Source organism: Agrobacterium sp. MS2, assembly GCF_003261015.1.
GTDB lineage: Bacteria > Pseudomonadota > Alphaproteobacteria > Rhizobiales > Rhizobiaceae > Agrobacterium > Agrobacterium pusense.
The window spans coordinates 186,046-209,798 of record NZ_QLNF01000064.1 but is presented as its reverse complement, the minus strand read 5'-3'; the positions used below and the strand labels follow the sequence as shown (position 1 = coordinate 209,798).

The window sequence follows — 23,753 nt, the reverse complement described above, 5'->3', positions numbered from 1 at the left end:
TAAATACCGCGTACCGCCGTTTCCACGTGCGTGACAATCGATTCCACGCGCAGGAGCGCTGAACTTGGCAAAGCATGGCTATAACCGCATCGCGTACCGCGCGATCAAGATCGGTGGAAACATCGCCAAGGTCATTTTTTCCATCGATTTGTTCATCCGGCCCGGCAGGAGAAAAACGCTCCCGCAGCATCAGCCTGCCAGACGCAGCCCAAAAACGGAAAAAGCCATCCCTCGCATTATCTGGCAGACGAATTACTCCAATCGGGTCACGACGCCGATCTATGCGAATTTCCTGTTCAACCGCTGGCTGACGCCGGAATTCGAATATCGTTACCATGATGACGAGGCGTGTCAGGCCTATATCGACCGCCATTTTCCCGGACGTTATGCGGACGCCTTCCGTCGACTGCAGGTGGGCGCCGCCAAAGCGGATTTCTGGCGCATTCTCGTTCTTCTGCAGGAAGGCGGCATCTATCTGGATATTGATTCCAATTTTGCGGCCCGGCCCGAAGATGTGATCGATACGGATGAAGAAGCCGTTTTCATTGCCATGAAGAACGGCGAAATCACCAACTATTTCATGGCGTCGAAACCCGGCCACCCGGCGCTCAGGCTGATAGCCGATCGTATTGCCCGTAATATCGAAGAAGGGACGCTCGTCAGCGTCTATGACATGACGGGCCCAACCGTGGTGCATGCCGTCGTCAAGGAACTGGGGCTGCCGGTCCGCAACTACCGGGAAATTTGCACCCAGGGCCAATTCACCAACAAGCGCGCCCAATATGCCGACAAAAAAGACGGCGCATGGTGGGCAGAGCAGGCCAAGACGTCCATCGTCAAGACGTAGGACACCACACGCCTACGGACGGTGCAACATCGCGTTTACGCGAAGCCGTTGAAAAAACGGATGCTTTCCGCCACTGCACCGGGGACGACACCATTATGAGTTCCCGCCAGCAGCTTCTTGTCGACCCTGAAACCCGAGGTCAGGGCGCGGTCCACAAAAAGCTGGTGATCGGCGTCGAAAGGTCGTTCCTCCGTGCCGCGCAACAGCAGTGCCGGACATTTGAGGCTGGGGCCGAAACAGACGGAGGAGCGCATGATGAATTCGCGTTCGTCGGTTTCGTCGAAACAGATCTCCTCGCTATAGCGGTTGAAATAGCGCCATGAATTGACGCCAGCGGATATGGGGGCCGCAGCACGGAATTTACGGCTCATGGCTGCCAGAAGCGTGAGCGTGCCGCCGTTGGAATGGCCGGCGATGAAGAAGCGAGCTCTGTCAATGCCGGGAAGATTTTCAAGATAGGTGGCCGCCGCCAGCGCATCCGAGGTTTCGTCGTAGAAGCCTGAATAATTGCCGTTCTGGCCGTTTTCGCCACGAAAGGACGGTAGCAGCACAACGAAGCCCGCTTCCCAATATGGCTTCATCAGCGCCCAATGGCCATCCCCGGTGGCGTTGCCGCCATGCAGGAAGAGGACGGCCGGTTTCAGTGTTTTTGACGGCTGGTAGTGGGAGAGCCAGGCGACAAGTTCGATCGAGCCATCCGGCCCGCCACGATAGGTGACACGCTCCGCCCCGGGCGGTGTGCCAAGCGCCGAGGACTTCTCCGGCGCCGACATCTTGCGCAGCAGGTGGGTGTGGAAACGTCGGCGAGCCTCCGCATAATCCTGCCGTTCCAGCGGCAAGACTTCAGGTGTCGGAATGCCCGCTTTCACGGCGGGCGGCAGGACAAGCGCTGCTGACAGCCCCATTGCGCCAGCGAGCAATCCACGCCGCGTCATGCCCGGCGAGATCGTGCCGCTCTCTTCCCGTCCGAAGGGTGAGGAAAGAAAGCGTTTGTCTGCCATATGGTCACCTGACGAGGATGGTTGCATTAGCAGTTCAGCACTGCGGCGGGAGGCTGTCCAATCACGGATTCGCGAATGACAACAATGTATTCGCAGCCATCATGGCAATTTCTGGACGTCGCCTCGCCCCGGCTGTGACGCCCATGGAAATAAACAGGCGATCGTGCCACCCTAGCCTTCCACACCGTCGATCATCGCCACCAGTGTTGAAAGCCTGTCGGCTTCGGCCGGCAACTTGTCGGCGCGCAGCCGGGCAATGCGGGGGAACCGCATGGCGACGCCGGATTTGTGGCGGGTAGAGCGGTTGATGCCTTCGAAGGCAACTTCAAGCACGAAACCGAAATCCGGCGTGGCCCGCACCGCCCGCACCGGGCCGAAACGCTCGACGGTATTGTCGCGCACGAACTTGTCCAGCACCTCAAGCTCCGCATCGGTGAAACCGAAATAAGCCTTTCCGACAGGCACGAGCTGTTCGCCGTCCTCCCCCTCCGCCCAGACACCGAAGGTGAAATCGGAGTAATAGCTCGATCTTTTGCCGTGGCCACGCTGGGCATACATCATGACGGCGTCGATATTGTAAGGATCGCGTTTCCACTTGAACCAGGGGCCTTTAGCGCGCCCGGCCTGATAGGTGCTGTCGCGGCGCTTGATCATGACGCCCTCGATGACCGGATCGGGCGGTGCGGCGCGTAGCGTATCGAGCTCCTGCCAGCTGGAAAAGCCGATCAGTGGCGATAGGTCGAAGCGGTCATGCGGTGCATGTTCGATAATGTCAGACAGCCGGCCGCGACGCTGCAGATAGGTCTGCGCGCGGATATCGCTCTCGCCGTCGAACAGCAGGTCATAGGCGCGGATAAAGGCGGGATAGTCGTCCAGCATCTTCGCCGTCACCGTCTTGCGGTTCAGTCGCTGCTGCAGGTCAGAAAAGGTTCGGGTGAGATTGTTGGACCGTGCTGTGCCGCCAATCAGCAGCTCACCATCCATCACACCTTCGAAATCGATCGCGTCAAGAACGTCAGGGAAGGCGCCTGAAATATCGTCGCCTGAACGGGAATAGAGTTTCCGTGTCCCACCGGCGCGGGACAATTGCACACGAATACCGTCCCATTTCCATTCGGCGGCGTAGTCGGCGGGGTCCAGCCCATCGAGGTCGCCATCCGCCACCGGCGTCGCCAGCATCACCGAATGGAAGATGGCGGGCGTTGCCAGCACCGGGCGGTCCGCCTTGCCCTCGAGCCATGCGAAAAGCGGCGTATAGGGCGGCGCCAGCCCGTGCCAAAGGGTTTCGATCTCGATGATGTCTTTCCCCGCAAAATCCGCCAGCGCCTGACGCGCCAGCCGAGCCGAAACACCGATGCGCAGGCTGCCGGTGGCAAGTTTGAGGAAAGCGAAACGAGAGGACGTATCGAGCCGATCCAGGAGATCACGCACCGCACCGCGCACCTCCGTACGGCCAAGCGAATTCATCAGTGTCACCACTTCACCAAGACGCGGATCCTGTGCCTCTGAATCGTCAGCACCGCCGATATTGCCCCAGACCAGCGAAATGGTTTCGGCGAGATCGCCCACATAATCATAGGAATAGCGGAACAACACCTCGTCCATGCGTTCCAGCACCAGCTCGCGCAGCAGGGCCGGTTTGACACTTTTAAGGTCCAACGTCCCGGCAATGGCTGCGAGACCGTAACCCCGGTCAGGATCAGGCGTATCGCGGAAATAATCGGTCAGCAGCTTCAGCTTGCCATTGCGCGACGGGGTGAGAACCAGGCGGTCAAGAAGGGTGGCGAAGGCTTTCATCTCAATCCCCCTCGTCCTCGTAACCAACGAGATGCAGTGGCTTGGCGGCGATGCCCTGCAATTCGCACCAGCGCACCAGCGCCTCCTCCCGGCCATGCGTGACCCAGACGGCCTGCGGGGAAATTTCCTTGATCGTCTCCAGCAGTTCCGGCCAGTCGCAATGGTCCGAGATCACCAGCGGCAATTCCACACCGCCCTGCTTTGCCCTCTGCCGCACCATCATCCAGCCGGACGCGAAGGCAATCAGTGGTTCGTTGAAGCGGCGCGCCCAGCGCTCCTGAAACGCCGAGGGCGGTCCGACGACGATCGCGCCCTTGAAGGCAGCGGGGTTACTTTTTTCCAGGGTCGCGGGCCTGAGATCCCCGAGATCGATGCCCTGCGAAACGTAATAGTCGCAGAGCCGTGCCAGCGCGCCGTGAATATAGATGGGATCGGAATAGCCGTTGTCGCGGAGCAGACGGATGACTCGCTGCGCCTTGCCCAAAGAATAGGCCCCGACGAGATGGGTACGTTCGGGAAACTGTTTGATGGAGGTGAGCAGTTTGGCCGTTTCCACACGCGGCAGCGGATGGTGAAATACTGGCAGGCCGAAGGTGGCTTCGGTGATGAAGACATCGCAGGGCACCGCCTCGAAGGGGGCGCAGGTGGGGTCGATGCCGCGCTTGTAATCGCCGGACGCCACGATGCGCAGACCGTTCATTTCCACGGAAATCTGCGCCGAACCCAGGACATGGCCCGCCGGATGGAAACCGACGGTGACGCCGTTTACCTCCACCCTCTCGCCGAATGCGACCGCCTGCTCGCTGCCGCAGAAATCCTCACCATAACGGATGCGCATGATATCCAGCGTCTGGCGCGTGGCCAGCACCGCGCCATGGCCAGCGCGGGCGTGATCGGAATGACCATGGGTGATGAGCGCCCGCGCCACGGGCCGCACGGGATCGATATAAAAATCACCCACCGGGCAATAAAGGCCCTTGGGCGTGGAATTCAAAAGCTGTTCCGGCTTCATGTTCATTGAGATAGGGCCGCCCGCGCGAATCTAAAGTGCTGCGAGCATAACGCGGAACGCGCGTTAAATTTCCAATGGGGGCGTTTTTGTTTTGCGGAGACATCCCGTCATTCCGGCCTTGAGCCGGAATCCAGGAGCCGCGCGTCCGCGCGGCGAAAGAGTTATTTCAGCCCAAGGACTTGGGCTGGCTGGATACCGGCTCAAGGCCGGTATGACGGATGAGAGGTTTCAGCGAGAACCAAAGGTGACAACTGTCGGCCGCCCCTACTCCCCCGCCACTTCCGCGGGCTTCGCCTCAACCGCCGCCGGTAGCCGCACCGGTTTCAGCATCAGCGCCGCCGCAAGGCCGATGGCAGCGGTTGCGGCGGCCGCGAAGAACAGCGGCGTAAACGCATCCGAATAGAGCGAGGCGACGGCGGCCTGGGAGGCTGCGGGCAGTTCCGAGAGGATTTTTGGCGTCAATTCCTCGATTTTGCCGACACCGGGAATATCCACCGCCACACCTTTGAGGCTTGTGGATACGATGGCGCCATAGACCGAGATGGCGATGGCAGCACCACCCATGCGGGTCAGCGTTACCGCGCCGCTCGCCGCACCGATGTCAGCCTTGGGGGCCGAGTTCTGCACGCCGATGATCGGAGCCTGTTGGCCGAGGCCGACTGCGAAACCCTGCGCCAGCATCAGCACCGCGATCAGCCAAAGCGGCGTTCCCGCATGCATCTGCGTGAAGAGCAGCATGGCGATGACGTTGATTGTCAGGCCCGCAACCGAGAAGGGCTTGTAGACGCCGGTAATCGAAATCAGCCGTCCGGCCGAAAGCGAACCCATGACGATGCCGCCGGTGACCGCGATGAAGAACAGGCCGGCATGGGAGGGGGAAAGGCCGGTGGTCGTCTGCAGGAACAGGGCATAATAATTGACCATGCCGATGCCGATGCCGCCGCTGGTCAGCGAAACGATCATCAACAGCGGAAAGGTGCTGTCCTTGAAGAGACGCAGCGGCACGACCGGTTCCGGCGCGCGGCGCTCCACCTGCACCCAGAGGAACGCGGCGATGACGGCGAAGGCGATGATGCCGAGGCTGGGGGCCGCGATGAGCGAGCCGAACAATTCGCTGCTGTCCGCCCAGAAGACCACGCTGGCGATGGTGGCCGCCAAGAGGACCGCACCGAGATAATCGATCTTCGGCTGGCGCGCCGGGCGGCGGTAAGGCAGCATCAGCGCCAAACCGGCAATAACGATGATGCCGAGCGGCAGATTGATCAGGAAGATCGACCGCCAGCCGAAGAGATCACTCATCGTGCCGCCGAGGATTGGGCCGACACTGCCCGACGCCATGATGGTGAGGCTGGAATAGCTCTGGTAACGGGCGCGTTCACGCGGTTCGAACAGATCCGCATTGACGGAAAAGATCGATACCATGATGCCGCCGCCACCAAGGCCCTGCAACACGCGGGCAGCAATCAGACTATCCATCGACCATGCCAGACCGCAGGCCAGCGAACCAAGCGTGAAGATGACGACCGCCGCGATCATCACATATTTCCGGCCGAACAGATCGCCGAGCTTGCCATAGACAGGCATGACCGCGCTGGTCGCCAGCAGATAGGCAGAGCCGATCCAGCCGAAACGCTCCAGCGCGCCGAACTCACCGACGATGGTGGGCAGTGCTGTCGATACGATCTGGTTATCGAGGGTCGCCATGAACATGGCCAGCATCAGAAACAGAAAGACGATGAGCCTGCGGCGATGATCCGACACAAGCGGCGCCACGGGGGCGGTGGACATATCCATGAAAAATCTCGTTGGCTTCAGGCAGATTTGCTGTGACAATTTGTGTGCTATCAGCATATATATGTCAATGGCAAGTTTTTGACATCTGTGCTATTGCCGCTAAACGTGATCGGAAAACAGCATCGAAAGGGACGATGAAGCGTGGCGACTGAGGAAAACTGGAACGAGGATCTGCCCGAGGACATCAAGCGGATCGGCAATACGATGACGCGCATGCGCATCATGATCGGCCGCCGCATCATCGGCCGCATGGCGCTTGCCAGGCTCGCTCCAGGTCTCGAACTTTCCCATATCGACGTGCTCGACATTCTACGCCGGGCGGAGGGCGATGTGACCGTGGGCGCGATTGCCGAGGGCATGCGTATCGATCCCTCACGCGGCAGCCGGGTTGTGGCCGACATGGTCGGGAGAGGGCTGCTGAAACGCGGCGTTTCCCAGCAAGACGCCCGCCGCAGCATCGTAGAGATCACCCCGCTCGGCACCAGTCTCTTGCAGGAAATGCGTCGGACGAAGATGAGCGTCATCGAGGACGTGATGGATGGCTGGCCGGCGGAGGATGTGGAGACATTCGCCCGGCTGTTCGAGCGGTTCATCGACCGTTTCGAATGCCGGCTCTCGCCCGATACAGACCTCCTGCCGGATCAGAAAAAATCATAGTTGGCGCTGCGATCCACAGCTTCACTTTAGGAGGGCTTGACCGTAACTTGCCGCCATCTGACAGGTTGAAGGGGTAATTTCGATGTTGACGATTTACGGTGTCTACCGTTCCCGCGCCACACGCACATTATGGCTGGCGGGCGAACTCGGCATAGAATTCAAGCATGTGCCTGTGATACAGGCCCGCCGTCTTGCCGATCCGCTGGCTGCGGATGCGCCGCTCAACACGCTTTCTCCGGACTTCCTGGCCGTCAACCCGATGGGCACCATTCCCTGCATCGAGGATGACGGCATGGTGCTTTACGAATCCATGGCCATCAATCTCTACCTCGCCCGCAAATATGGCGGACCGCTTGCGCCGATCGATCTGAAGGAAGATGCGGCGATGCTGCAATGGTCCTTCTTTGCCGCGACCGAAGTGGAGACGAATTCGCTGAAGATTTCCTCCGCCATCGCCGAAGGCCTGTCGGAAAGTGATAGCGGCAAGGCCGTGATCGATGTTGCCAGCCGCCTGCTGAAGCGCCCCTTCCGGGTGCTGGAGCAGCATCTGTCCAGTCATGATTATCTGGTGGGCGATCGCTTTACCGTCGCCGATCTCAACGCGGCGGAAATCGTTCGTTACGCACAGGGCCACAAGCCGCTGTTCGACGCCCATCCGGCTCTGAAGGCCTGGCTGGATCGTTGCCAGGCCCGCACGGCGTTCAAGACGATGTGGGATACGCGCGCGGCCGAGGCGGCCTGAGCGGTTTAAGCCCCTTACCCCTCCGTCATGCCAGACCTGATCCGGCATCCAGCCAGCCCAAGTCCTTGGGCTTAAAGGACCCTTCTCGCCGCGCAGATGCGTGTTGGCTGGATTCCGGCTCAGGGCCGGAATGACGGAAATACTGAGCCTTTCAGCCCCTTTCCCCCGCGAGCGCGCGCTGGACCGCCGGCCGGTCGTTCATGCGGCGGAAGTGGTCGTGCACCTTGGGGAAACGGGCAATATCCACGCCGTCGCTTTCCAGCCATCCGGACATGACGAAAAGATAGGGATCGGCCACGGAATAGGCAGTGCCGAGAACCCATGGGCCATGCAGCATGCCATGCTCGATCAGTTCGAAGCACTCGCCCATGGTCTGCGGCACCTTGGCCTTCATATCCTCAAGCGAGCTCTCCTTGCTCGCCCAGCGACTGCCGCGCCGGCCGTGGGCATGGGCGACATGCACCGTCGAAGAAATGAAGGCGTTGAAGGACTGCATCAACGCGAATTCGAAGGGATCGTCCAACGGCGCGAGTTTCTTCTCAGGCGCCATCTGGGCGATAAAGGCGAGGATGGCCGGCGTCTCAGTCAGCACGCCGCTTTCCGTCGCCAGTGCCGGCACGCGGCCCTTGGGATTGATCTTTAAAAATGCCTCGGAGCGTTGCTCGCCTTCCGCGAAATTGACGCGGTGGGCCTTGTAAGGCAGGCCCGATTCCTCCAGCACAATATGGCTGGCGCGGGAGCAGGAACCGGGGGAGAAAAACAATGTGAACATGGATATGCGACCTCCAGAGCAATGAAGCGCCCGCTTCTTCCTCATGCGGACACCGCCCCGCGAGGGCCATGGGGTGGCCGTCACGTGCGGGGCGCGTCATCATCGTGCCGGCAAACGGCCGCGTCAAAGGTTATTTAGAGACCGACGACCCTGATATCGCCGACATGGATGCCGTTCCAGTTCCGCATCTGCCGGTTCGCCATGCCGCTCAGCGCCTGTTGTTCGGCGCTGCCTTCATCGAAATAGCGGGCGAGCAATGCCGAAACCATGGCTTCCGCCGCACGCGTCGTGCCGTCTTCGCATTTCACCGCCATGGCGATGCCCTTTTCCGGCATGGCGGCGACGAAGACGCCCTCCGCGCCGGTCTTGGCGAAAATCTTGCCCGGCGCGATCTGCATCAGCTTCGTGCAGGCGCGGCCGGTGCCTGCCACATAGAAGGGTTCTGCCATGCAGGCCTCCACGAGCCGGCGCGAGGCACTCGCTCGGCCGGCTTCCAGCCCCCTGCCCGTCGCCATCTTTGCGAAACCATGTGCCAGCCCTTTGAGCGGCACCGCATAGGTCGGGATGGAGCAGCCGTCCACGCCGCAATTGTCGTGACCCAGCGCAGCACCCGTCAGGCTCTCCATCGCCGCGCGGATTTCCTGCTGCAGCGGGTGGTCATAACCGACATAGCCCTTGGGGTCGGTGCCGGTATGGCAGCAGGCGCAGATGAAGCCTGAATGTTTACCGGAGCAATTATTGTGAAGCGCCGTCGGCTTTTCCAGCGTGCGGGCCTGATGGATGATGGTTTTCTGGTCGGAAGACCAGTGCGCGCCGCATTCCAGCGTATCCACATCCCTGCCCGCCTTCGCCAGCATCGAAGCGGCGAGCTCCACATGCGCGTCCTCGCCGGAATGGGAGGAGCAGGCAAGCGCCAGTTCGCGGTTGCCGAACTGATAGGCATCCGCAGCACCGCTTTCCACCAGCGGCAGCGCCTGCATGGCCTTGCAGGCGGAACGCGGGAAAATGCCGCGCTCGATATCGCCAGCCGAAAACAGCACGCCGCCATCGCCATCCACCACCACGGCAAGGCCCTGATGGCGGCTTTCCACGAGGTTGCCCCTGACGACTTCGACGGTAACGGAATTGTTCATTCTCTCAGCCTCAAAAAATTCTGATTTTATGTTGTTGATACCGCAATTGATTTTTCGATGCACGGGGCCATCAGTGAAATTTGCAAAACGTCTGCTGCTGGCGATTGCCATTATCTATCTGCTGCCGGCTTTGGCGTCGGCCGGACTGTGGGCCATGAAGGACCATCCGCGCGGCTGGAATGCCGCCAGATGGTCATCGTCAGGCATGCTGCCGGCGGCTTCGAGCGACGGGCAAGCCGCCGTCTACGTCTTTTCCGCCATGACCGGCGGCTTCAAGGGCTCGGTCGCCAGCCACGCCTGGGTCGTGCTGAAAAAGCCGGGCGCTACGAGCTATGACCGCTACGACAAGGTGGGCTGGGGCACGCCGATCCGCCATAATGGATATGCGGCGGACGCCTATTGGTATTCCAACATGCCGCGCCAGGTGGTGGCCATTCACGGCGTAGAGGCGGAAAAGCTGATCCCCAAGATCGAAAAGGCGATTGCCGATTATCCCTATGGCAAGCCGGGCGGCTATCGCATCTATCCCGGCCCCAACTCCAACACCTTTGTTGCCCATGTGCTGCGCAGCGTGCCCGAACTCGGCGTCGTGCTGCCGCCGGACGCGGTCGGCCGCGACTATCTGCCGGACGGTGCATTTTACCACATCGCCGACGACTGGAAGGATGCAAGCGTTTCGCTCGGTGGATTGTTCGGCATTTCGGCGGGTGCGCGCAGCGGCTTCGAGATCAACTTCCTCGGTCTCGTGGCCGGCATCGATTTCGCCCGGCCGGGCGTGAAGATACCCGGGCTCGGTTATTTCGGCGTGGCGGGCGTCAGGGCTTGAGCCATCACGTTTCAGTGGCCTGAGCGGCGCGTCTGGCGCGGATGCTCTGGGCGATGAAGACCCGTGACAGGCCGTGATAAAGCGGTTCGCGAGAGAAAAGCCGAGACGTGAGATATCCGAGCATCGATGCGGTCATGATGGGTATGACGCCTTCATGATTACCGGTCATTTCGAGGATGATGACGAAGGCTGTCATCGGCGCCTGCACAACGCCGGCAAAATAACCCGCCATGCCGACGATGGCGCCAAGGCCGATGCTGGTGCCGAGCAAGCTCGCCATGGTGCTGCCGAAACCCGCACCGACCGACAGAGACGGCGCGAAAATGCCGCCGGGGATGCCCGACATCATGGCAAGGAAAGTCGCCGCCAGTTTTTCGATGAAGAAGAACGACGGTGCGGCTTGCCCCTCTATCGCCGCACGGGCCTGCTCGTAACCGGTTCCGAATGTCGCGCCGCCTGTTGCGATGCCGAGGATGGCGGAAGCAAGGCCGCAGGCGGCGGCAACCGCCAGCATTCGCTTCAGGGGCATGGTCTGGGCGAAACGGCGGATACGTGCAGAGAGGCGCAACGCACCAGCGCTGAAAAGAGCGCCAAATGCACCACCGCCGACACCGCAGACAAGCACGAGCAGCCAGTCCATTGTCGTTTTCGCCATGACCGAGCTGGTGCCGAAATAGGTATAGCTGCCGACCAGAGCCAGCGATGCAAGGCCCGACAGGATGACGGCCGTCAGCACAAGGCCGTTGGCGCGGGATTCATAAGTCTTACTCATCTCCTCGATGGCAAAGACAATGCCTGCGAGCGGCGTGTTGAAGGCCGCCGCAATGCCCGCGGCCGAACCGGCTAGGATGAGACCCTTGGCCTGCGCCATGCCGCCCCAGCGAGCGGCCTGCAGCATGATCGAGGCCCCCACCTGAACCGTCGGCCCCTCACGGCCAATCGACGCGCCGGAGAGCAGACCGGCGACGGTGAGCACCACCTTGCCAAAAGCAAGCTTCAGCGACAGAAGCCGCGAACGATCCGCATCATCCCGCAGGTGCCGGGCGGCGATGGCCTGCGGAATGCCGCTACCGCCAGCATTGGGGAAAACCGTGATCGCGAGCCAGGCGCAGAGCGTAAAGCCGAGCGGCGTGATGATGAGCGGCAGCAGAAACGCCCATTCGCCTGAGGACGTGGCCGCGAAGAAGAGGTGCTGAGCGCGATCCGCTGCCCAAGCGAAACCGACGCTGATAAGGCCGACGGCAATCGCACCAATCCAGAAAACCGCCCTTGGCTTCCAAATCCGCCATGAACCCCAGACAACACGGGAACGGCGGAGCATTTTCAGCTTCTTATAATCGACGGGCATGGGGATCCAGATCAGTGATTTCGGCAGAGGCAGGCGGAAAGACCTTTTATCTGCCTGCCGACCGAGCTTTGCAAGTTTTGGATTTGACTTTTACCGAGCGTCGCGACATCATCTGCATCGCAGATGCAACGCATGGAGAGACAAGATGAAAACCGCAACTTTGCCTTCGCTGCGTGTGACCGCGGATTTCCGCGAGGCGGCAGAAAGCGTTCTGAAGGACGGCGAGACGCTGTCGTCATTTGTCGAGGATTCGGTCCGCAGGCAGGTGCAAATCCGCAAATCGCAGGCGGAGTTCATCGCGCGCGGGCTGGCGTCGCTTGAGGAAGCGGAGCGCACTGGCGTCTATTATAGCACCGACGATGTTCTTTCGATGATGCAAAGAAAACTCGATGCTGCAAAAGCCGCTAAACGGAAATGACATATCAGCTTCGTTATACCGAAGAAGCACTGGCGGATTTCGATCGCATCTATGATTTTCTGATCGCATACGACATCAATGTGGCCGAGAAGGCCATTCACGCCATAAGAGCAGGATTAGACATTCTCAGCGATTTTCCCTTCAGTTGCCGTAAGGCGTCTTCTGAAAATGGGCTGATACGTGAACTCCTCGTGCCGTTCGGGTCATCCGGCTATATCGTGCTGTTCCGCATCGACGGCCCGGAAACAGTAACCATTGCCGCCGTTCGCCACCAGCGCGAGGATGATTATCATTGACCCTCACCGGTCGCTGACTGCCGCTCGCGGGTTTACCCACGGCTCCTGATTAGAGCGCGGCAGCGGGGTTTTGCCGAGAATGTGGTCCGCCGCCTTTTCGCCCGTCATGATGGAGGGGCCGTTGAGGTTGCCATAGGTCACGTGCGGGAAGATCGAGCTGTCTGCAACGCGCAGGCCCTCGACACCGATCACGCGGCATTCGGGATCGACAACCGCCATCGGGTCGTTTCTGTCGCCCATGCGGCAGGTGCCGCAGGGATGGTAAGCGCTTTCCAGATGCTCGCGCAGGAAGGCATCGATCTGCTCATCGGTCTCGATATTTTCACCGGGCTGGATTTCCGGGCCACGGAATTCGTCGAATGCTTTCTGGCCAAAAATTTCGCGCGTGAGGCGCACGCAGTGGCGGAATTTCTCCCAATCCTCGGGGTGGCTCATATAGTTGAAACGAATGACCGGCTCATCTGAGGGATCCGCGGAGCGCAAGGTGACGTTGCCGCGCGATTTCGACAGGTTGTAGCCGACATGCGCCTGAAAACCATGGCTTTTCGCCGCCGCCTTGCCGTCATAGGAGATGGCGACGGGCAAGAAATGATACTGGATGTCAGGTTGCTTGAGCCCGGGGGCGGAGCGCAGGAAGGCGCAGGCCTCGAACTGGTTGGAAGCACCGAGGCCGCCTTTCGACAGCAGCCATTGCGCACCGGCCACACCCTGCCAGAACCACGGAAGCCACGAATAAAGCGAGACCGGCTTGGTGGAGACCTGCTGGAAATAAAACTCCATATGGTCCTGGAGATTGGCGCCGACGCCGGGGCGATCCGCCTTCACCTCGATGCCCATGTCTTTCAGATGGGCGGCGGGGCCGATGCCCGAGAGCATCAGCAGCTTCGGCGAATTGAAGGAGGAGGCCGAAACGATGACCTCGCGACCGGCCTTGATGGTTTCCTCCACACCCCTGCGCTCGATTTCGACGCCCACGGCGCGGCCGTTCTCGATGACCACCTTGCGGGCGAAACCGTTGACCAGCGTGACATTGCCTCGCTTCAGCGCCGGTTTGAGATAGGCATTGGCGGCGGACCAGCGACGGCCATTGTGAATGGTCTGCTCCATCAGGCCGAAACCTTCCTGTTTGGAGCCGTTATAGTCATCCGTCAGTTCAAACCCCGCTTGGGCGCCGGCCTGAATGAAGGCGTGAAACAGGGGGTTATTGACCGGCCCGCGCTGTACATGCAGCGGCCCATCCGTGCCACGCCAGCCTTCCTCGCCGCCGTGGCTGTGTTCCATGCGCTTGAAATAAGGCAGCACATCCGCATAGGCCCAGCCCTGCGCGCCGAGCTCTTCCCAGCGATTGAAATCCTCGGCATGGCCGCGCACGTAAACGAGGCCGTTAATGGAGGAGGAGCCGCCGATGACCTTGCCACGCGGGGCGGTGATGCGGCGATTATTGAGGTTCGGTTCTGGCTCGGACAGGTAACCCCAATTGTAGCGCTTCATGCTCATCGGCCAGGCCAATGCGGCAGGCATCTGGATGAACGGGCCGAAATCGGAACCGCCGGCCTCAATGACGATGACGGAATAGCGACCATCTTCCGACAGGCGGTAGGCGATGGCGGACCCTGCGGAGCCGGAGCCGACGATGACGTAATCTGCTTGCATTGATTGCTCCACTTGGGGCTTCGGTTCCGATGAATGTATTGGGGTGGGGCTTACCCCCCTCTGCCCTGCCGGGCATCTCCCCCTCAAGGGGGGAGATCGACTCGTGGTTGGGTTCAGCCCATCTCAACGTTTGCGAATGGAGCGGTGGTAGCGCCGCTTGCCGATCTCCCCCCTTGAGGGGGAGATGTCCGGCAGGACAGAGGGGGGTGAACCCACCCACTGAACCTCAATAAGGCGCTTCCACCTTCCCCGTGCACACATAAACCGTCTTCAACTCGCTATAATGCTCCAGCGCCGACGCCGAATTCTCGCGGCCGAAGCCGGATTGCTTGGAGCCGCCGAAGGGGATTTCCACCGGGCAGAGATTGTACGTATTGATCCACAACGTGCCCGCCTCCAGCTGATCCACCACGCGGTGGGCGCGGGCGAGATCGGCGGTGAAGACGCCGCCGGCCAGCCCGAATTCGGTGGCGTTGGCGCGGGCAAGAACCTCGTCTTCATCCTCGAAATCCAGCACGCACATGACGGGCCCGAAGATTTCCTCGCGGGCGATGGTCATATCGTCGGTCACGTCGGCGAACACGGTGGGCTGCACATAAGCGCCCTCACCCGCGACATTGTTGGGGATGCCGCCGCCGGTGATGAGCGTCGCACCTTCCGCCTTGCCCTTTTCGATATAACCGAGAACCTTCTCCTGCTGGGCCTTGGAGACCAGCGGGCCGAGATGGGTGGCGTAATCGAGGGGATCGCCGAGGATCATCGCTTCCGTGCGGCTTTTCAGGTTGTCGAGGAAGCGCGCCTTCGCCTTCTTCTGCACGAAAACGCGCGTGCCGTTGGAGCAGACCTGACCGGAGGAATAGAAATTGCCAAGCATTGCGCCGCCGACGGCGCTTTCGATATCGGCGTCGTCGAAGACGATCAGCGGCGACTTGCCGCCGAGTTCCATGGTGACATGCTTCAAATGCCCGGCGGCGGCAGCGGCCACCTTGCGGCCGGTCGGCACAGAGCCGGTGAGAGAAACCTTGGCGACATCGGGATGGTTGACCAGAAGCGGACCGGTGTCGCGATCGCCCTGGATGACGTTAAAGAGGCCCTTGGGAAGACCAGCCTCGATCAGGATTTCGGCAATCTTCAGTGCGCCGAGCGGGGTGTTTTCCGAAGGCTTGAAGACCATGGCATTGCCGGCGACGAGTGCGGGGGCTGCCTTCCAGCAGGCGATCTGCTGCGGATAGTTCCAAGCGCCAATGCCGACGCAGACGCCGAGCGGTACACGTTTCGTATAGGCGAAATCGCCGCCGAGCGGGATGTAATCGCCATTCAATGCGGAAGGAGCGATGCCACCGAAAAATTCGAAGGCATCCGCACCTGAGGTCGGGTCCGCGACGATGGTTTCCTGAATGGGCTTGCCGGTATCCAGTGTCTCAAGCGTCGAAAGCGCCTCGTTGCGTTCGCGCATGATATCGGCGGCGCGTTTGAGGATGCGACCACGCGCCATGGGGCTCATTGCCGCCCATTCCTTCTGGGCGCGCTTGGCCGAGGCGATGGCACGTTCGACGATCGCCGGCGTTGCGGCGTGAAGCCGGGCGATGATCTCGCCGGTTGCGGGGAAGATGCTCTCGAACGGCGTGCCGGCATTGTCCTCGACATAATCGCCGTCGATGAAATGCGAGGCTTTCGGCTGCGCCCTGAGCGGCGTGGCGATGGTCATGTCGAAATCTCCTAGAGAATGCGGATGGACGGCTTGGCGCGCTGTCCATCGGGAAAAGATCTGAGCTGCATGTCGAAATAGTCTTCGACCAGCGCCGGTGCAGAAGCGAGGCCGAGCGGGGCGGAACGCAGGCTGTGCCTGATATAAAGCCCGTCGATCAGCGCCGCCGCCCCTTCTGCAATGCGTGCGGCATCATCGGGCGGGCAGAGCCGGTTGAGGCTTGCCATGAGGTTGGAGCGCAGGCGGCGGGAATAAATCACCAGCAGCCGGCGGGTTTCTTCCGAGCGCTGCGCCTCAACGTAAAAGGCAAGCCATGCCGCCACTGTCTCCGGCGTGAACTGGTCGCTCTGGAAGGAGACATGGACGATGGCGCTCAGCCTTTCGCGCGGGCCGGAAGCACGGCTCAGCGCCGCCACCGCATCACGCCTCAGATCACGCAGCAGGCTGCGAATGGTCTCCAGCAGGAGCTGCTGCTTGCTGCCGAAATAATGATGCGCAAGCGCCGCCGACACCCCCGCTTCCCGGGCGATGTCAGACATTGTCACATTCAACGAGCCATGGTGGCCTATGGTGCGCAGCGCCGCATCCACGAGCGCTTTTCGGCGCAGAGGCTCCATTCCGACCTTGGGCATGACGATCTCCTTGAGGGCGGCAAAATATTCTTGATTGACTGATCAATCAATAAAAAATGCGCCATTCCGTGTCGCTATTTTGCTGTAAATCAATTCTTTCTCATCGGACGGACCCTGGTGTCGGCAATGGCCGGCGCGTGAGGATCATCTTCATGCTCCCGGCGCGGTCACGGGGGAAAAACTAAACCGTGATATACTGCGAATTGGGAATGGAACACGTTCCGTGCTAATATCCCAGCTGATACAAATTTCGCTGGAAGCGGCGCCAGACGAAAGACAATAAAAACGCCCGCCCTAGACCACGACGGCAGCCGATACCCATCCGGAGATCGAATGACCGTTCGCAGTGTTTAAAGAAGGGAGTGATATCATGCCAATGGTGACAGTATCGATTTCCCCGGAACAGGCAGCGAGAATGCGCGAAGCCGTCAATTGCGGGGCTTATGCATCCGGTAGCGAGGTCGTCAGGGAAGCGCTGCGATTATGGGCGGCGTCTGGCGCACACGGTATGGGCGCGAAGTCCAGGGAACCCGTGGAAGCCGACCGGGAGCGGGTGAACGTGGCCGATCTCTACGCCGCGCACTCAGGACATGTCCGCCGGGCGTGAGGCCCGGCTACTACCCCACATATCAAGGGGGTTGCAACAAAACGTTCATCAAAGCTTCACAGAGGTGAAAGCTTTTGTTGACCTGTAATCTGCGATTGTTCGCCGCAAAAGAGAAAGGCTCTCCTTACCTCAGCCACGGAAGGAAAGCCGTAATAGCGGAGAACAGAAATGCAGGCCGTTACGCTGGAAAACGATGCCGTAAGGCGATTTGCCTCCGGGCACATGTTTCCCATGGCGAAGCTCGTGCTGGAAACCGCGTTTCAGCCGATCGTCGAGGCGACGACGGGCACTATTTTCGGCTATGAATCACTCATGCGCGGCCACGACCGGCTCGGTTTTTCCGATCCGCTGGCGCTTCTCGACCAGGCGGCGCAGGGCGGCGAACTCAAGGCTTTCGAGCAGATGCTGGCGAGCCGCGCGCTGGCGAAATTCTCCACCCTGCCTGACTTCTCCTCCGCCACCCTGTTTCTCAACCTCGATGTGCGGCTGATCGCGCAGGGCGACGCCATTCTCGACAAGCTTGTGGGCCATCTGGCGCGCGCGGGTATTCCCCCCTCCTCCATCTGCTTCGAGCTTTCCGAACGCTTCGACAATACAAGCGTCCCCGAATTCACGACGCTGATTGCCCGCATGCGGAAAGAGGGCTTCAAGCTGGCGATCGACGATTTTGGCGCGGGACACGGCGAGATGAAGCTTCTGTGCGATTTTCCGCTGGACTATCTGAAGATCGATCGTCACTTCATCACCGGCGTCGATCATCTGCCGCGCAAGCAGCATCTTGTCCGCAGCATCGTCAATATTGCCCATGTTCTGGGGGTGCGGGTCATCGCCGAGGGCATTGAAACGGAAGCGGAGTTCCTGACGTGTCGCGAATTCGGCGTCGACCTGGTGCAGGGCTGGCTGATCGCCAGGCCAACGGTCTTCACCAGCGAGTTGCCGGAGAGCTTTCCCCACATCAACCGCATCGGCGTGGCGCGGCGCAACAGCCAGACTCTGGATGAGATCCTGATCCGCCGTGAAATCGAACGACTTCCGACCGTCTTCGAACATGACAGCGTCGACAGCGTCTTCGAGCTCTTCCGGAGAAACCCGCAGCAGGCGTTTTTTCCGGTTCTCAATGCCAACGGCGAACCGCGCGGCGTCATCAACGAATATCATCTCAAGGAATATATCTACCGACCCTTTGGCCGTGACCTGCTCAAGAACAAGATCTATGAGCGCACCATCTCCCATTTCGTCGACGCCGCGCCGATCGTCGGTCTCGATGCCGATGCCGACCAGTTGATGAACATGTTTGCCAGCATGGGCGGCAGCGCCTGCATTATCCTCACCGAAAACATGCGTTATGCCGGTATCGTTTCGGCCGCTTCGCTGATCAAGGTCATCAACGAAAAGCAGCTCAAGATGGCGCAGGACCAGAACCCGCTGACGGCACTGCCGGGCAACCGCGCGATTGGCGGCTTCATCGCCGACCGCTGCAGCGATGGCGACGAGACCCGCTTCTTCTGCTATTGCGACTTCGACAACTTCAAACCCTTCAACGACAAATACGGCTTCAACGCAGGCGACCACGCCATCACCCTGTTTTCAGCACTGATGCGCCGTTACTTTTTTGCCGGCGACTGCTTCCTCGGACATATTGGCGGTGATGACTTCTTCATCGGCGTGCGCGACTGGGCGGTGGAAGACCTGACGGAAATACTCGAGCGGCTGCTCAGCGATTTCCACTACGATGTCGCGGAACTGTATTCGGCCGAGGATCGCGAGGCGGGCTGCATGAAGGGCCAGGACCGGCACGGCAATGAGCGGGACTTCGCGCTTCTGCGCTGTTCCATTGGCGTTCTGAGCTTGCCCAAAGGATTGATCATCGCAAATCCCGAGCGCATCGGCAGCGAGATCGCGGGCGTTAAGGCGGCTGCGAAGGAAAATGACAGCGGCCTCGTCATCCGGGTCTTCGGCGAGACAAATTGACACCAGTGACAAACGGCCTTCTTCCCTAAGCGGCGCATCTGACCTACATCTTCAGGCGACGCCGATAGTGAGGAGTTGCCCTTGACCATGCCCGACCCCAAGACCCTGCCCGAAAAAATGCGTTTCATCGACCTTCCCTCGCATGGCGGTCCGGAAGTGATGCGTCTTTCGCAAGCGCCTTTGCCGAAGCCCGCGAAAGGCGAGGTTCTGGTGAAGGTCGAGGCAGCAGGCGTCAACCGGCCGGATGTCGCGCAGCGCCAGGGAACCTATCCGCCACCGAAGGATGCAAGTCCGATCCTCGGCCTTGAGATCGCCGGCGAGGTTGTTGCGCTTGGCGAAGGCGTCGATGAATTCAATCTTGGCGACAGGGTCTGCGCGCTCGCCAATGGCGGCGGTTATGCGCAATATTGCGCCGTTCCCGCGGGGCAGGCCCTGCCCTTCCCCAAAGGCTACGACGCCGTCAAAGCCGCAGCCTTGCCGGAAACCTTCTTCACCGTCTGGGCCAATCTCTTCCAGATGGCGGGCCTGACCGAAGGTGAAACCGTGCTCATCCACGGCGGCACCAGCGGCATCGGCACGACGGCGATCCAGCTTGCCAAAGCATTCGGCGCGGAAGTTTATGCCACGGCGGGCTCTGCGGAAAAATGCGAGGCCTGTGTGAAGCTCGGCGCCAAACGGGCGATCAATTACCGCGACGAGGATTTCGCCGAAGTCGTGAAATCCGAAACCGGCGGAAAGGGCGTCGATGTCGTTCTCGACATGATCGGTGCTGCCTATTTCGAAAAGAACCTTGCGGCGCTGGCCAAGGACGGCTGCCTGTCCATCATCGCCTTTCTCGGGGGCGCCGTGGCCGACAAGGTCAACCTCACGCCGATCATGGTCAAGCGCCTGACCGTCACCGGCTCCACCATGCGCCCGCGCACGGCGGACGAGAAACGCGCCATCCGTGACGATCTCGTGGATCAGGTCTGGCCGCTGATCGAAAGCGGCCAGGTCGCACCGGTCATCAACCGCGTCTTCACACTGGATGAGGTTGCGAAAGCGCACCGGCTGATGGAAAGCAGCAGCCATACCGGCAAGATCGTGATGCGAGTCGACTAGGTGCTGCAGAGTAAGTTCTCAGTTAGCCCTCTTGCATTACTCACGAATCGTACTACCTTCTAGTTATGTTCAACGTATCGGAAGGAGGTGATCCAATGTCTAGTGAGATTTCGGTCTCTGGTGCAGGCAATGGAAAGGGTGTGTTTTCGACGGGGCAGCCCTCGTTGTAAACCTCTTCTGCCTTCGGAACGTTGAGAAACAGTCCCGGGTCTGTAAACAGGACCAAACTCATGGAAGGGTCGCTCAGGCGGCCCTTTTCCGTTTTTGCTTATTGCTTCGACTATCCCGCGCATCTCGACGGTTGGAAATGAAGTGGCAAGAAAGCCTCCTGCCGATCTCCCCCCTTGAGGGGGAGATGTCCGGCAGGACAGAGGGGGGTAACGACACCCAGAACCGTCGATGATTTCAACCGTGGTGTAAGGTGGAATCGGAGTAAACGTGGCGCGCGTTAGAAAGCGACAAATCATCGACCCTAAACGGCGGTCACCTCTTCCTTATTTCTTCCCGAACACCTTCCACCGCGTCGGGCGGAACCGCAGTTCGGCACCCACCGCCACGGCAGCGTTGAGCGGCACTTCGATTTCGAGGTGGTAGGGGTCATGGCCGTTATTGGCGATGTCGATTTCGGCGATGCGGGTGCCGGCCAGGCGGCGACAGGTGGTGACCTTGCCGTAAAGCGCGTCCTTTTCGTCCGTCAGCACCACGTCTTCCGGCCGGAAGAACAATTCGCCCTCGCCTGCGCCGCTTTCGTTTACGCCGATGCTTTCGCCCTGGAACAGCACATGGCCATCACGGATGGTGACCGGCAGGCTGGAGGATTCGCCGATGAAGGAGAAGACGAAGGGCGAGTTCGGCGTGTCGTAGACGTCATCGGCGGTGCCGACCTGCTCGATCTTGCCCTGACTCATGACGACGACGCGGTCCGCCAGTTCCAGCGCCTCTTCCTGATCGTGGGTGACGAAGACGGTGGTGTGGCCGGTGCGGTCGTGGAATTCGCGCAGCCAGCGGCGCAACTCCTTGCGCACCTTGGCATCAAGCGCACCGAAGGGTTCATCGAGAAGCAGCACCTTCGGTTCGATGGCGACGGCGCGGGCGAGCGCCACCCGCTGGCGCTGACCACCCGAGAGCTGCGAGGGGTAGCGTTTTTCAAGCCCGGAAAGGTGCACCATGTCGAGAAGCTCGGACACGCGCTTACGGATTTCCGCTTTTGGCGGACGCTTGGCGGAGGGTCGCACCTTCAAGCCGAAAGCAATGTTGTCTGCCACCGTCATGTGGCGAAACAGCGCGTAATGCTGGAAAACGAAACCGACATTGCGCTCCTGCACGGTGCGGTGCGAGGCGTCTTCGTCGCCGAAGAAAATCTGGCCCGTCGTCGGCTGCTCAAGACCGGCAATCAGACGCAGCAGCGTCGTCTTGCCGGAACCGGAAGGACCAAGCAGCGCGATCAGCTCGCCCGAGCGAATGTTGAGCGATACGTCGTTCAGCGCCGGAAAGCGATCAAACTGCTTGGTGATGCCGGAAACTTTCACTTCCATGAAGATGCCTTTCAATGCTTGCCGGCTGCGTTGCCCGCGCCAAAGCGTATTTCGAGAATGGTTTTGAGAACGAGGGTCACCAGAGCCAGACCGGCAAGCAGCGTCGCAACGGCGAAGGATGCGCCGATATTGTACTCATTATAGAGTATCTCGACATGCAGCGGCATGGTGTTGGTCTCGCCGCGAATATGGCCTGACACCACCGAGACGGCGCCGAACTCGCCCATGGCACGGGCGTTGCAGAGCAGCACGCCATAAAGCAGGCCCCATTTGATGTTCGGCAGCGTGACGTACCAGAAGGTCTGCCAGCCGGATGCGCCAAGCGAAATCGCCGCCTCCTCGTCACCATTGCCCTGATCCTGCATCAGCGGGATCAACTCGCGCGCGACAAAGGGAAAGGTGACGAAGATGGTGGCAAGCACGATGCCCGGCACCGCAAAGAGGATCTCGATGCCGTAACTCTTCAGCCATGGGCCGAGCACGCTGTGCGAGGAAAACAGGATGACATAGACCAGACCTGATATGACCGGAGAGATCGAGAATGGCAGGTCGATCAGCGTGATCAGGAATGCCTTGCCCTTGAACTCGAATTTCGCGATGGCCCAGGCGGCCGCTACTCCAAAAATGAGGTTGAGCGGCACCGAAATAGCGGCGACGAGCAGCGTCAGGCGAATGGCGGAAAGCGCATCCGGCTCGAAAATCGCCTCCCAGAAGCTTTCCGTACCCTTGCGGAAGGCTTCGAAGAAGACCGAAACCAGGGGCAGGACGAGAAATGCGGCGAGGAAGACGAAGGCGATGGCGATCAGTGCCAGCCGCGCTGGCAGGCTTTCGCTGGCGGGATCGCGGAACGGACGCGGCGTGGTGCGGGAAACAGTCTCAGACATAACCGTACCTCTTGCGGCTCCAGGCCTGAATGAGATTGATGAGGAACAGCATGGCAAAGGAGATGATCAGCATGATGGTGGCGATGCCGGTGGCGGCCGCATAATTGAACTCCTCCAGCCGGATGACGATGAGGAGCGGCGCGATTTCCGAGACGTAGGGAATATTGCCGGCGATGAAAATGACCGAACCGTATTCTCCGACACCACGCGCAAAAGCGAGCGCAAACCCCGTTAGGATGGCGGGTGTGAGGCTCGGCAACAGAATGCGGGTTATGGTCTGGAAACGATTGGCACCGAGCGTTGCTGCCACCTCCTCCACCTGCCGGTCGATCTCCTCCATCACCGGCTGCACGGTGCGCACCACGAATGGCAGGCCGATAAAGATCAACGCGATGACGATGCCGGTCGGCGTGAACGCAATCTTGATGCCATAGGGCTCAAACAGCGAACCGACCCAGCCGCGATTGGCGTAAAGCGCCGTCAACGCAATGCCCGCGACCGCCGTTGGAAGCGCAAAGGGAAGGTCCACGATGGCATCCACGAAGCGGCGGCCGGGAAAGCGGTAACGTGTGAGGACCCAGGCGACGATGACGCCAAAGACCACATTGACCAATGCGGCGAGGAACGCCGTGCCAAAACTGACGCGCAACGCATTCAGCGTACGGCTATCCGTGGCAATCGCAATGAAATCTACAAAACCGAGTTTCGCCGTGGACCAGATAAGGCCGCCAAGCGGAATAAGAATGATGAGAAACAGATAGGTGACGGTGTAACCAAACGTCAGGCCGAAGCCCGGTATGACGCTCGACTGCCGCCACTTCCACCTGCTTCCGGAAATATTATTGTTCATCAAGGCTCCGGATAATCTTAGTTTTTGAACATTTCCGAGACAGTCAACCGAGGTCTGCCCGTCCTGGAGGCGCTCTCTGGGAGCCGGTATTCCCCCGGCGCTTATTATAAAGTATCGACCGGCATGGCGTCCGGTCGATCAGGTTATGATTTGTCTTGTCCCGTGGGAC

22 protein-coding genes are annotated in these 23,753 nt (G+C 60.3%); 9 read left to right on the top strand and 13 right to left on the bottom strand.

Annotation, left to right across the window (positions count from 1 at the left end):
* Nucleotides 1-64: 64 nt before the first annotated feature.
* The gene (locus DOU54_RS18065) at nt 65-847 is read left to right on the top strand and encodes a glycosyltransferase family 32 protein (RefSeq protein WP_004440500.1); all 783 of its coding nucleotides are present in this window, start codon (nt 65-67) and stop codon (nt 845-847) included.
* Nucleotides 848-882: 35 nt separating this feature from the next.
* Here the strand turns inward: DOU54_RS18065 and DOU54_RS18060 are convergent, their stop codons facing one another.
* The 4 genes from DOU54_RS18060 to DOU54_RS18045 all read right to left on the bottom strand — a co-directional run bounded on the left by DOU54_RS18060 (nt 883) and on the right by DOU54_RS18045 (nt 6,451).
* Nucleotides 883-1,848, bottom strand: a complete 966-nt coding sequence (locus DOU54_RS18060; RefSeq protein WP_034495910.1) for an alpha/beta hydrolase family protein — start codon at nt 1,846-1,848, stop codon at nt 883-885.
* 171 nt (nt 1,849-2,019) lie between these two features.
* A complete protein-coding gene (locus DOU54_RS18055; RefSeq protein WP_004440496.1) occupies nt 2,020-3,645 on the bottom strand; it encodes a cisplatin damage response ATP-dependent DNA ligase in 1,626 nt (541 codons plus the stop codon).
* A gap of 1 nt (nt 3,646) precedes the next feature.
* Nucleotides 3,647-4,657, bottom strand: a complete 1,011-nt coding sequence (locus DOU54_RS18050; protein ID WP_113382222.1) for a ligase-associated DNA damage response exonuclease — start codon at nt 4,655-4,657, stop codon at nt 3,647-3,649.
* Nucleotides 4,658-4,921: 264 nt separating this feature from the next.
* On the bottom strand, nt 4,922-6,451 hold the full coding sequence (locus DOU54_RS18045; RefSeq protein WP_006700017.1) for an MDR family MFS transporter: 1,530 nt from the start codon (nt 6,449-6,451) through the stop codon (nt 4,922-4,924).
* Nucleotides 6,452-6,592: 141 nt separating this feature from the next.
* Between DOU54_RS18045 and DOU54_RS18040 the strand changes: the two genes are divergently transcribed.
* Nucleotides 6,593-7,108, top strand: a complete 516-nt coding sequence (locus DOU54_RS18040; RefSeq protein ID WP_004440484.1) for a MarR family winged helix-turn-helix transcriptional regulator — start codon at nt 6,593-6,595, stop codon at nt 7,106-7,108.
* Between the two features lie 82 nt (nt 7,109-7,190).
* A complete protein-coding gene (locus DOU54_RS18035) occupies nt 7,191-7,850 on the top strand; it encodes a glutathione S-transferase family protein (RefSeq protein ID WP_004440482.1) in 660 nt (219 codons plus the stop codon).
* A 151-nt stretch (nt 7,851-8,001) separates the two neighbouring features.
* Here the strand turns inward: DOU54_RS18035 and DOU54_RS18030 are convergent, their stop codons facing one another.
* Complete coding sequence (locus DOU54_RS18030; RefSeq protein WP_113382194.1) at nt 8,002-8,622, bottom strand: glutathione S-transferase family protein; 621 nt, start codon at nt 8,620-8,622, stop codon at nt 8,002-8,004.
* 134 nt (nt 8,623-8,756) lie between these two features.
* Nucleotides 8,757-9,755: an asparaginase gene (locus DOU54_RS18025; protein WP_113382195.1), complete on the bottom strand. Its 999-nt coding sequence runs from the start codon at nt 9,753-9,755 to the stop codon at nt 8,757-8,759.
* Nucleotides 9,756-9,828: 73 nt separating this feature from the next.
* Between DOU54_RS18025 and DOU54_RS18020 the strand changes: the two genes are divergently transcribed.
* Nucleotides 9,829-10,581 (top strand): DUF3750 domain-containing protein, encoded by a 753-nt coding sequence (locus DOU54_RS18020; protein ID WP_072494882.1) that lies wholly within the window; start codon nt 9,829-9,831, stop codon nt 10,579-10,581.
* Nucleotides 10,582-10,585: 4 nt separating this feature from the next.
* On the opposite strand, the gene DOU54_RS18015 is transcribed toward DOU54_RS18020, so the two are convergent.
* Nucleotides 10,586-11,929 carry a chloride channel protein gene (locus DOU54_RS18015; protein WP_162749701.1) on the bottom strand — a complete coding sequence of 448 codons (1,344 nt, stop codon included), beginning with the start codon at nt 11,927-11,929 and terminating at the stop codon, nt 10,586-10,588.
* 145 nt (nt 11,930-12,074) lie between these two features.
* Here DOU54_RS18015 and DOU54_RS18010 point away from each other — a divergent pair, with 145 nt between their 5' ends.
* Nucleotides 12,075-12,347, top strand: coding sequence for a YlcI/YnfO family protein (locus DOU54_RS18010; protein ID WP_022555781.1), 273 nt, complete (start codon nt 12,075-12,077; stop codon nt 12,345-12,347).
* Nucleotides 12,344-12,643, top strand: coding sequence for a type II toxin-antitoxin system RelE/ParE family toxin (locus tag DOU54_RS18005; protein WP_003511881.1), 300 nt, complete (start codon nt 12,344-12,346; stop codon nt 12,641-12,643). Before DOU54_RS18010 ends, DOU54_RS18005 begins: the two co-directional genes overlap by 4 nt.
* A gap of 3 nt (nt 12,644-12,646) precedes the next feature.
* On the opposite strand, the gene betA is transcribed toward DOU54_RS18005, so the two are convergent.
* From betA to betI, 3 genes are all read right to left on the bottom strand, one after another.
* Nucleotides 12,647-14,296 carry a choline dehydrogenase gene (gene betA / locus DOU54_RS18000; protein WP_113382197.1) on the bottom strand — a complete coding sequence of 550 codons (1,650 nt, stop codon included), beginning with the start codon at nt 14,294-14,296 and terminating at the stop codon, nt 12,647-12,649.
* 226 nt (nt 14,297-14,522) lie between these two features.
* Nucleotides 14,523-16,004 carry a betaine-aldehyde dehydrogenase gene (betB, locus tag DOU54_RS17990; protein WP_113382198.1) on the bottom strand — a complete coding sequence of 494 codons (1,482 nt, stop codon included), beginning with the start codon at nt 16,002-16,004 and terminating at the stop codon, nt 14,523-14,525.
* Between the two features lie 11 nt (nt 16,005-16,015).
* On the bottom strand, nt 16,016-16,636 hold the full coding sequence (gene betI, locus DOU54_RS17985; RefSeq protein ID WP_022555777.1) for a transcriptional regulator BetI: 621 nt from the start codon (nt 16,634-16,636) through the stop codon (nt 16,016-16,018).
* Nucleotides 16,637-17,006: 370 nt separating this feature from the next.
* On the opposite strand from betI, the gene DOU54_RS17980 reads away from it, so the two are divergent.
* The 3 genes from DOU54_RS17980 to DOU54_RS17970 all read left to right on the top strand — a co-directional run bounded on the left by DOU54_RS17980 (nt 17,007) and on the right by DOU54_RS17970 (nt 20,315).
* Complete coding sequence (locus tag DOU54_RS17980; protein WP_022555776.1) at nt 17,007-17,243, top strand: ribbon-helix-helix domain-containing protein; 237 nt, start codon at nt 17,007-17,009, stop codon at nt 17,241-17,243.
* A gap of 168 nt (nt 17,244-17,411) precedes the next feature.
* The gene (locus DOU54_RS17975) at nt 17,412-19,214 is read left to right on the top strand and encodes a GGDEF domain-containing protein (RefSeq protein WP_113382199.1); all 1,803 of its coding nucleotides are present in this window, start codon (nt 17,412-17,414) and stop codon (nt 19,212-19,214) included.
* An 87-nt stretch (nt 19,215-19,301) separates the two neighbouring features.
* Nucleotides 19,302-20,315 carry an NAD(P)H-quinone oxidoreductase gene (locus DOU54_RS17970; RefSeq protein WP_193603396.1) on the top strand — a complete coding sequence of 338 codons (1,014 nt, stop codon included), beginning with the start codon at nt 19,302-19,304 and terminating at the stop codon, nt 20,313-20,315.
* A 494-nt stretch (nt 20,316-20,809) separates the two neighbouring features.
* On the opposite strand, the gene DOU54_RS17960 is transcribed toward DOU54_RS17970, so the two are convergent.
* Genes DOU54_RS17960 through cysT form a run of 3 tightly spaced genes read right to left on the bottom strand, consistent with a single transcriptional unit; the run spans nt 20,810 to nt 23,584 of the window.
* On the bottom strand, nt 20,810-21,850 hold the full coding sequence (locus DOU54_RS17960) for a sulfate/molybdate ABC transporter ATP-binding protein (RefSeq protein ID WP_113382200.1): 1,041 nt from the start codon (nt 21,848-21,850) through the stop codon (nt 20,810-20,812).
* Between the two features lie 11 nt (nt 21,851-21,861).
* Nucleotides 21,862-22,734 carry a sulfate ABC transporter permease subunit CysW gene (gene cysW / locus DOU54_RS17955; RefSeq protein ID WP_022555771.1) on the bottom strand — a complete coding sequence of 291 codons (873 nt, stop codon included), beginning with the start codon at nt 22,732-22,734 and terminating at the stop codon, nt 21,862-21,864.
* Nucleotides 22,727-23,584 carry a sulfate ABC transporter permease subunit CysT gene (gene cysT / locus DOU54_RS17950; protein WP_113731708.1) on the bottom strand — a complete coding sequence of 286 codons (858 nt, stop codon included), beginning with the start codon at nt 23,582-23,584 and terminating at the stop codon, nt 22,727-22,729. Before cysT ends, cysW begins: the two co-directional genes overlap by 8 nt.
* Nucleotides 23,585-23,753 lie beyond the last annotated feature (169 nt).